The following is an 8771-nucleotide window of genomic DNA, read 5'->3' as shown; positions in this document are numbered from 1 at the left end:
ATTTCCTTTGATTCATTTCTATCAATGTGTTTCTCTTTCATCGGCGTATCCTTTCTCTGCCTGCTTCAACAGGCAGCCTTTCGTTTTGATCGTATCGAAAGGGTACGCCACCTATTTTCTATTTCCACTCTTTTCGATAATAGCTCCGACGAGTTCATCAGCGTTAACAACCGAGGAGACATTATCCATGCGTAATTCGATTCGCGCCGCGCTGTTCGCGGCACTGTTTTTCGCGACGGCTCCGGCGGGCGCGGCGGAAATAAAAGTTCTCGCCTACAACGCCGTCAACATCCCCGCGCGTGAACTCGCCGCGGCGTTCAACAAAGAAACCGGCCATCAGGTGAACTTCACCTTCGGCTCGCCCGGCCCGGTCAACGAGCGTCTCAAGGCGGAAGAAATATTCGACCTGGTAATCATGGCCACCGAGGCCGCCGCCACGCGCGAAGCATCGTGGCGCCCCGGCACGCGCCGCCCACTCGTGCGGGTCGGCATTGGCCTCGCGGTGCGCGAAGGTGTGCGCCTCGATCTTTCTACGGTGGAATCGACGCGCAAGGCGCTCACCGACGCGCGTTCGCTCACGCTCAGCGATGCCGCGACCGGTGGACTCAGCGGGCCCAACGCGCAGAAGGTCCTCGCCAACCTTGGCATCGCCGAAATAGTGAAGTCTAAACTGCGGCTCGCGCCGAGCGGACAGGAGCTGATCGCAGCCGGTGAAATCGACATCGGCTTGTACAACGTCAGCGAGATCCCGCGAGCCAAGGGCGTGGCGCTCGCCGGTCCGGTGCCTGCGGCGGTGCAAGTCTACATAGTCTATGACGCGGCCGTCCCGCTCACCAACGCCGCCCCCGAGCCGGCACTCGCACTCGCGCGCTATCTCGGTCGCGAAGCCACGCGCGCGGTTTGGATCAAAGGCGGGCTGGAGCCGGCGGGCGAATAAAGCGGGGGGCGAAACTGCAAGCCGCTTCAAGCTTGTCAGCGTATATTTACGAAGAAGGGGTATTGGGGTCAGTCGGAGAGATGCGCTTCTTCGCTGCCCTCGTACAGTGCAAGCTCTTCATGCAACCGGGCAATCATCTTTCGAACTCCAGCTTTGGTAAACCCCTTCGCACCAAGCGAATAGCTCTTCTGCAAGAGGCGAAGTCTCTCCTCTAGCTGATTTAGCTCCTGTTGCGCCGCCTGGTACTCCTGAGCAGTGTGTATCATATTCGCACCTCCACTAATCCTTTTCGGCGTTGGTCAGTTTCGCGAGTTTGGCTAAAGAACTTTTTACCCACTCTTCCCAATCGTCCTCGTCTTCGGCCGCGAATAATTCCTCCGGTCGACGCGTCACCAGCATTTCCTCAAGCTCCACGGCGGCTTGATGTTCTCGTTCAAGCTGTAACGCAAAATCTAGCGGTAATAGGATAACCGTATCAACGTCGTAGGGAGATTCTCTCGCCGTTGCGAAACTACCGTCGACAAGCATTCGTTTGGCGCCCACCTGCCGGCCCAACTCAATCCATCGACGCAACCGCAGCGCCAATCGGCGACGGGTTCGATTAGCCGAACCAAATCGAAAAATGACCTCTGCTTCCGAACTTACGTGGACACCCTCCGGCAGATAACCATCTTCGCGGAAAGGTGGGATTGGTTGTGCTTGTCCCATAACGGATGGGAGATTATCTCAGAGTTTGCTGGGGGATGCTAACCTCTTATGAGCCTCAGCCGTTCAGCTTGCTTACCAAACGCCATAAAGCATGAAGTAAACCACCACCCCCGTCACCGACACATAAAGCCAGATCGGCAGCGCCCAGCGCGCGATGCGCCGGTGTGCGTCGAATCTCTCTCTCAGCGCGCGCACGAGCGTGATCAGTGCCAGCGGCGGCACAGCCGCCGCGAGAATCGTGTGCGTGATAAGAATGGTGAAATAGACCTGACGAATCCAGCCTTGGCCTTTGAAACCGACGGAGCCGACTTGGTAGTGGTAGATCAGGTAGGAAATTAGGAACAGGATCGAGCAAACAAACGCCGTCAGCATGCAGGCGCGGTGCGCTTTACGCTTACCGGATTTGATGAAGAAAAAACCGGCGCAAAGAAAAACGGCGCTGAGACTGTTCAGCTCCGCGTTGAGGGTCGGAAGTTGGCTGACGGAAATCACTGGGGATAGATGTCGGGCAGCAGCATCAAGATCAAAAACGTGCAAAGGACGAAGGGAATGATCGCGATGATCGTCAACGTCTTCTTTTCGAACTTCAAATGCATGAAGTGCATCGCCACTAAAGCCGCTTTCCACACCGCGAAGGTGACAAGCAAACCGGCAAGCAGCATTTTGGGCAGTCCCAAAAAGGTGATGCCGACCTCGATGATCGTCAGCACCGAAAGCAGGATGAAAATTTTAATATAGTTATTTTGATGGGCGGTCGATGACATATCCAGTCCTTTGGTTGTGCTACAGCAGATACACGAAGGTGAAGATCAATATCCAGACTAAATCGACGAAGTGCCAGTACAATCCGGCGATCTCTACATGTTTGGCTTGATAGCGGCCGCGATTGACCGCGGCGAGCACGCAGGTGTTGTAAATCACGCCGCCGGTGACGTGCATGCCGTGAAATCCGGTAAGAATAAAAAACGTCGTCGCGAACAGATCGTTGGTAAAAGATAATTTCAATTCCGGCAGACGCTCGTGCAGCAAGTGCGTCCATTCGTAGGCCTGGCAACCGAGAAACATGGCGCCGCCCAAAATCGTCAGGCCGAGAAATTTATTAAACTTCTTCTTGTCGCCTTCTTGAAGCGCCGCAAGAGACAAAACCATCCAGACACTGCTGACGATAAGCAAGAACGTCATGAACGCGGTTAGGTCGATGCCCAACGCCGCCGACGGCACCGGCCAACTTTTACTCGAATAACGCAGTATGCCATAGCCGACGATCAACCCGCCGAACGACATGGCGTCGCCGGCGAGGAACAACCACATACCGAGCTTACCCCAGTTCTCGGGAGTTAAGGGAGTCTCCGCCGGCTCCGCTCCTCCATGCACCGCTACCGCTTCACTCATCGCTCGCTAGCCTCCTGATTCCAAGTCAGTTGCAATGCCGCTTCCGCCGCTTCATCCCGCGCAGTCTTTGCCAAGGCGCGCCGATAGATAAAATAAAGCCCGCCGGCGATGGAGCCGACCACGAGATACGGCGTCGCCATGAGAAACAACACGCTGGCGTTGAACGCTTCGGCGGTCGGATCGTTGGCGCCGGTGATGCACACCGCGCAGGCCTGAACGATCCGAGCATCGGCCAGAGCGGCAACAGCGGCCAATGCCGAAAACAATTTTAGTTTCATAAATTTTCTAATGTAGCTGGAAATTAACGTATGGACTCTTTCCTGTCAACCAAACTAATAGAGATAGACCAAACCATAGAGGATCGGCCACAGCGCGACGACAAAGTTCCAATACATGCGGCAAGTCTGCAAGCCGATATGATTCGCTTTCGAATAGCGCCCCTGGCGCGCCCAGATGAAAACCACTCCCAGCCAAACCAGCGCGCCCAACACATGGGCGCCGTGAAACCCGATCAAGGTATAAAACAGCCCGCCGTAAACGCTGCTCGAAACCGTCAAGCCGAAACGGATCAGTTCGAGCCATTCGAACCCCTGGACGGCGAGAAACAGCGAACCCAACAGCGCGGTGACGCCGAGATAACGGATCAGTGCCGCCTGCTGGTTCTGTTGCCCGGCGCGTAGCGCGCGATTCATGGTCCAGGCGCTGCTCAGGAGAATCAGAGTATTCATGCCGGTGAGAATCACCGGCAAGCGCGGTTGAAACGGCGGTGGCCAAAACGGCGCGCCGATGCGAAAAACTAAATAGGCGCCGATCAGGCCGGCGAAAAACATCGCCTCGGCGCCGAGAAACATCAACACCGCCAGCCAAGCATTGGCGGCCAGCGGCGCGCGCGGCCGCACCGGCGGTGGATCGCCGCCGCCGAGTTTAGCAACGTCGATAGCGGCAGCCGGCTCGAACTCGGCAAGAACGATGGCGGTGGAATCTTTGGCCATTGAAAAACTATCGGCTCAGTAAATTATCAAAAAGGCGATCACCGCCGCGAGGTAAAGCAACGTGAACAAACCGAGAGCCAATCCCAGACGTAAATTTCTGCGCGGCGCGTTCGATTGTAAAGCCATGGTCGATTGTACATTCACAGCCGCACCCGATCCAACGCCATGACCAGCAACAGCACCGGGAGATAAATCAGCGAGGCGTAAAGCAGCTGACGCGCCCGCTTGAGGGTCGATTGCAGCACCAAGCGAATACCGTAGATCAAGAAGATCACGCCGAGGACAAACGCGACGATGAAATAAACCGCCCCCGCCGCGCCGAGCAGCGTCGGCAGCAAACTCACGGCTAACAATGCCGCCGAATGGCTGACAATCTGGCGATGAGTGCTGGCGCCGTCGGGTTCGATGACCGGGAGAAATTGAATGCCGGCCTTGGCGTAGTCGGCGCAATAGAGCCGGGCGATCGCCAGCGTGTGCGGCACCTGCCAGAGAAACAAAATCGCGAACAGCACCCAAGCGACGATGTCGAGGGAGCCGCGTGCCGCCGCCCAACCGATCACCGGCGGCAAAGCACCCGGCACGGCGCCGATCAGCATGCACAGAGAACTGCGCGGTTTCATCGGCGTGTAAAGCGCCAGATAGCTGACGGTGATAAAAGCGGTCACGAGCATGGTCAGGAGGTTCACCGCGAGTAACAAATAGCTTAAGCCGGCAATCACGAGGGCAACGCCGAACCACAGCGCCTCGCGCGGCTGTACCCTGCCGTCGGGCAGCGGCCGGCGCCGGGTACGATCCATCAGCGCGTCGGTGTCTCTTTCGAGATATTGATTGAGCGCCAGCGTGCCGCCGGCGGTGAGCGCCGTGCCGAAGAGCATTTGCAGCAGGCGTAAGTAATTCGGCACTTCCGCCGAGCCGAGATAGAAGCCGACATACGCGGTGATCAAAACCATCAAAACCACGCGCGGCTTAGCGAGCTCTAAATAATCGGCGGCGCGGCGCAGCGCGGCGGCGCTGTTAAAGATCAAAGTGCCGGCGTTGGAACTCATAACGAATATTGCTCCGTCAGCGCTGCAAGTTCCGCCGACTCAGTGGCAATCGACGAACGGCTAGTGCGCAGTGCAACGATCAAGCTCGCCGCCAACATCAGCGCACCGGTGATCAAATGGGTGGTCGTCAATAGAACCACCGCACCGTTAAGACCCGGCAGCATGGCGGTGAATTTTGTCAGATAAGAAAGCCCACCAAGCAAGAGTTGCACGAGCAACAGCGCCGCCAAAATATAGCCGGGGCGGAGCAACCCGGGGCGATCTCGATGCGATCGAGAGAGCCGGAGCAAGAGTAGCGCAACATGAATCGCCACCAACGCAGCCAATATTAAATGAGCATCCAGGCGCGTGCCGCTGTGGCGCAGGAGCGCGCCAAAAATAATTTGCAGATAGATCAAGCCGGTGGTGATCATAGCGAGCCGTTTGAGCCGGCCACCGTCGCCGATCGCCCGGCCCGGCGCAGTGCGCCATTCGGCGGAAGTAAATAATGCCAAGCTCACCGTCAGCGCGAAGAAAGCTTGCGCGAGGCAGGCGTGAATCATCGCCAAGGTTTGTTGGACCAACACCACGCGCAAACCGCCAAGCACGCCTTGAAGGATGACCAGCGCTAACGCCACGACTCCGAGCCAACGCAGCCACTGCCGTTTTTCTTGAAACCAAAAAGACAGCGTAAGCGCGATGGTCAACAAGCCGACTGTTGAGGCAACTAATCGGTGACTATGCTCGTAAAAGATCCCGCCGATCATTTTCGACCAGGGATAGAGAAACATGTTGTAGCCGAAGGTGGTCGGCCAGTCGGGAACGGCAAGGCCGGCGCCAAGACTAGTAACCAAGCCGCCAATGAAAAGTAACGGAAACGTCGCGCCAGCGAGAAGCACCGCCAGCCGATGCGGCCAGGGAGACATTAAGGATGAGCCCAAGCCGACCCCGTCATCCTTCTGACTTCTGGCTTCGAACATCGGGCTCCTGCTTCCTAGTGCGCCCGCGCCGCGGCTTTGGTGCCAAGATCTTTGTCCTGGGGCAACCAATCTTCTTTCACTTCCGGCGAGCTGTACTCGTAAGGGCCGCGATACACCGTCGGCGTGATTTCAAAATTTCCATGCGGCGGCGGCGTCGGCGCCGACCACTCCAAGGAATTCGCCTGCCAAGGATTGCGCTCGGCCTTCTTGCCGGCGAACAGGCTCCAGAAGAAATTAAACAAAAAGAAAATCTGCGAGGCGCCGAGAATCAGCGCGCTGGTGGTGATGAAGACATTCCAATGCTGCAAGGGTTGGAGGAACTCGTACTGCATCGGGTTGTAAATGCGCCGCATATGGCCGGCGACGCCGAGAAAATGCATCGGGAAAAACGCGCCGTTGAAAAAGATGTAGGTCAAGACGAAATGAATCTTTCCTAGCGGTTCGTTGGTCATGCGGCCGAACATTTTGGGGAACCAATAATAGACCGCGGCGAACAGGGCGAATATGATTCCCGCGACGACGTAGTGGAAATGGGCAACGATGAAATAAGTGTCATGGATAAAAATATCCACCGGCGTCGACGCCATGAAGATCCCGCTCAAGCCGCCGATCAAGAAATTCGAAACGAAGCCGAGAGCGAACAGCATCGGCACGGTCAAGCGAATCGTGCCGCCCCAGAGCGTGCCGAGCCAATTGAAAGTCTTGATCGCCGAGGGAATCGCGATCACCATGGTGGTCATCATGAAAGCGGTGCCAAGCAGCGGGTTCATGCCGCTCATAAACATATGATGGCCCCAGACGATCCAGGAGAGAAAGGCGATGGCAATCATCGAAAAAGCCATGGCGTGGTAGCCGAACACGGGCTTGCGCGAAAAGGTCGATAGCAAATCGGAGGTCACGCCCATGGCCGGCAAAACTAAAATGTAAACCTCGGGATGACCGAAGAACCAGAACATATGCTGCCAGAGCAGCGGCTGCCCGCCGCCCTCGGGCATGAAGAAGCTCGTGCCCACCATGCGATCGAAGAGCAACATCGCCAACGCCGCGGTCAAAACCGGAATAGCCAAGAGCAAGAGAATCGCGGTAATGAACAGCGACCAGACGGTCAACGGCATGCGGAAGTAATGCATGCCGGGGGCCCGCATATTGATGATCGTGGTAATATAGTTGATCGCGCCCATCAGCGACGAGACGCCGTTGATCATCAAAGCAATGATCCACAGATCCTGCCCCAAATCGACGCCGGTATACTGCGCCCGCGCCGACAGCGTCGCATAACTGGTCCAACCGCCCGCCGCCGGTCCGCCGGAAACGAAAAAGCTCGCCAGCAACACGATGCTGGAAACGAAGGCGACCCAAAACGACAACATGTTGAGCTTGGGGAATGCCATATCGCCGGCGCCGATCATCAATGGAATGAGAAAGTTGCCGAACGTCCCGACCATGATCGGCATTACCACGAAGAAAATCATGATGGTCGCGTGCATGGTGAACAGCGCGTTGTAGGTCTGCGGCGGAATGATGCCGCCACCGTTGGGGCCAGGATAAATGTAGGGTTCGGAAATGAAGCCGAGACCGGGCACCGCGGTTTCGGGCCAGGCCAGCTGCCAGCGCACCAGCATCGCCAATAACCCGCCGATCAGCAGCATGAAGAAACCTTGAAACAAAAACTGCCGGCCGATCATTTTATGATCGAGAGAAAAAATATACGTACGTATGAAACTGAGCTGTGGGTGGCCATGCGCTCCATGCGCGGCTGCTGTATCGCTCATCCTACAAATCCTCCGTAATCGCGCTCGATCGAATCAGAAAAAATAACCTGAGGGGTCACTGCGGCTTGGGCGCCAGATTTTCTTCCGCCCACTTCTTGTAGTCATCCACCGAATGGACGTAGAGCCAGCCCTTCATGCCCGAATGGCCGAAACCGCACAACTCGGCGCAGGGCAGCTCGTACTTGCCGGGCTTGGTGGCCTCGAACCAGACGAGAATCGTCCGGCCCGGCACGGCGTCTTGCTTGAGCCGCAAGTTGGGCAGAAAGAAACTGTGAATGACGTCTTTGGCGGAGAGTTGAACGCGGATCGGCTTGTTCACCGGCACATGGATGTCGTTATCGAACTTGACATCGTCGTCGGTGCCGAGCTTGGCGTCGGCGCCGGCGTAGGAAACTTCCCAGTTGAACTGCTTGGCCATCACGGCGATTTCGAAATCGCTCTCCGGCGCGTGGCGCTTAACCTTGGCCCAAGTATCCACACTCATGAACGACAGCGCAATGAAGATCGCCGCCGGAATCACCGTCCAAATAATTTCCAGCGTCGTGCTACCGTGGCTATAAGTCGCCCGGCGATCGCCGGTATCGCGGTAGATGATCAGAAACAGCACCATCAGTACCGTCACCAAAATAAACGCCGCCGCGGTGATGTAATAGATCAGATAGAATAGGGAGTCGATCTCGCGCCCAAACGTCGACACATCTTCCGGCAACCACTGGAGCATCTAACTCAACCATCCTTAACTTTTTATTTGGATAGGCGTATAAAACTTCGTTCTTGCTAACATAGCGCTCGGTTCTTTTCAAGTGAAAATCGCGTTGATTGTCGTGGCAACGTCAATATGTCATGTTAACAGCAACGCGATTATGTCAGGGTAGTGCGTTGGGTTGAGGTCGTAAGTTAGAAACCTGGCCATAGCGGAACCCCACCTTGTTGGAGTTGGTTCGATATAGGCCAAGTGTGTGCGT

At 56.4% G+C, this 8771-nt stretch carries 12 protein-coding genes; 1 reads left to right on the top strand and 11 read right to left on the bottom strand.

Features of this window, described 5'->3' with window-relative positions; all coding sequences use genetic code 11:
• Positions 1-187: 187 nt before the first annotated feature.
• The gene (locus EXR70_24085; GenBank protein MSP41577.1) at positions 188-937 is read left to right on the top strand and encodes an ABC transporter substrate-binding protein; all 750 of its coding nucleotides are present in this window, start codon (positions 188-190) and stop codon (positions 935-937) included.
• Between the two features lie 68 nt (positions 938-1005).
• On the opposite strand, the gene EXR70_24080 is transcribed toward EXR70_24085, so the two are convergent.
• From EXR70_24080 to coxB, 11 genes are all read right to left on the bottom strand, one after another.
• The gene (locus EXR70_24080) at positions 1006-1203 is read right to left on the bottom strand and encodes a hypothetical protein (protein ID MSP41576.1); all 198 of its coding nucleotides are present in this window, start codon (positions 1201-1203) and stop codon (positions 1006-1008) included.
• Between the two features lie 13 nt (positions 1204-1216).
• Positions 1217-1645, bottom strand: a complete 429-nt coding sequence (locus tag EXR70_24075) for a hypothetical protein (protein ID MSP41575.1) — start codon at positions 1643-1645, stop codon at positions 1217-1219.
• A 72-nt stretch (positions 1646-1717) separates the two neighbouring features.
• Complete coding sequence (locus tag EXR70_24070) at positions 1718-2134, bottom strand: DUF420 domain-containing protein (GenBank protein MSP41574.1); 417 nt, start codon at positions 2132-2134, stop codon at positions 1718-1720.
• Positions 2134-2409, bottom strand: coding sequence for a hypothetical protein (locus EXR70_24065; protein MSP41573.1), 276 nt, complete (start codon positions 2407-2409; stop codon positions 2134-2136). Before EXR70_24065 ends, EXR70_24070 begins: the two co-directional genes overlap by 1 nt.
• A gap of 19 nt (positions 2410-2428) precedes the next feature.
• Positions 2429-3037, bottom strand: a complete 609-nt coding sequence (locus EXR70_24060; GenBank protein ID MSP41572.1) for a cytochrome oxidase subunit III — start codon at positions 3035-3037, stop codon at positions 2429-2431.
• Positions 3034-3315 (bottom strand): hypothetical protein, encoded by a 282-nt coding sequence (locus tag EXR70_24055; GenBank protein ID MSP41571.1) that lies wholly within the window; start codon positions 3313-3315, stop codon positions 3034-3036. Before EXR70_24055 ends, EXR70_24060 begins: the two co-directional genes overlap by 4 nt.
• Before the next feature lie 54 nt (positions 3316-3369).
• Entirely contained in the window at positions 3370-4029 is a 660-nt protein-coding gene (locus tag EXR70_24050; GenBank protein ID MSP41570.1) for a heme-copper oxidase subunit III, read from the bottom strand.
• A gap of 140 nt (positions 4030-4169) precedes the next feature.
• Positions 4170-5075, bottom strand: a complete 906-nt coding sequence (gene cyoE / locus EXR70_24045) for a protoheme IX farnesyltransferase (GenBank protein ID MSP41569.1) — start codon at positions 5073-5075, stop codon at positions 4170-4172.
• Positions 5072-6034 carry a hypothetical protein gene (locus tag EXR70_24040; GenBank protein ID MSP41568.1) on the bottom strand — a complete coding sequence of 321 codons (963 nt, stop codon included), beginning with the start codon at positions 6032-6034 and terminating at the stop codon, positions 5072-5074. The genes cyoE and EXR70_24040 overlap by 4 nt, the downstream gene beginning before the upstream one ends.
• Positions 6035-6048: 14 nt before the next feature.
• Positions 6049-7806 carry a cytochrome c oxidase subunit I gene (locus EXR70_24035; GenBank protein ID MSP41567.1) on the bottom strand — a complete coding sequence of 586 codons (1758 nt, stop codon included), beginning with the start codon at positions 7804-7806 and terminating at the stop codon, positions 6049-6051.
• Positions 7807-7861: 55 nt separating this feature from the next.
• On the bottom strand, positions 7862-8527 hold the full coding sequence (gene coxB, locus EXR70_24030) for a cytochrome c oxidase subunit II (protein MSP41566.1): 666 nt from the start codon (positions 8525-8527) through the stop codon (positions 7862-7864).
• Between the last annotated feature and the right edge of the window lie 244 nt (positions 8528-8771).

This window comes from Deltaproteobacteria bacterium, assembly GCA_009692615.1.
Classification (GTDB): Bacteria; Desulfobacterota; Binatia; order UBA9968; family UBA9968; genus DP-20.
This window is presented reverse-complemented; position numbering and strand designations above follow the sequence as displayed.